This window comes from Photobacterium sp. R1, assembly GCF_054600795.1.
The window spans coordinates 1-316 of sequence record NZ_BAAHZP010000333.1 but is presented as its reverse complement, the minus strand read 5'-3'; the positions used below and the strand labels follow the sequence as shown (position 1 = coordinate 316).

Here is a 316-nt window from a genome sequence, read left to right as displayed (position 1 = left end):
TGAAGCGCAGGCTGCTCAGCCACAACCACAGCCTCCATCGCAGTCACAGCTGAATGAATCCTGGAGCGATGAACTGATCGACTCGGCAGGTTTGGATATGGCGGCACTGCTGGCAGAACCTGAGCTTGAACTGCCAGCCATGCAGGCAGTTGATGAGTTTCAATCCGATGAAACACTGCCTTCAATGCACACCGAAGACAGTGCGGATGCTGAGTCGGTGCCGCATTCGGAATGGCCTGAGCTTAAGGGCGACAACCGCCAGACGGATAATGCCCACGCAGAAAATGATTGGGCAGGCTTTAACAACAATATCCCG

At 54.4% G+C, this 316-nt stretch carries 1 protein-coding gene; it reads left to right on the top strand.

From position 1 onward, the window contains the following. Positions 1-316, top strand: a 316-nt coding sequence (locus ACYP03_RS25290; RefSeq protein WP_459782569.1) for a hypothetical protein, incomplete at both ends; no start/stop codon positions are given.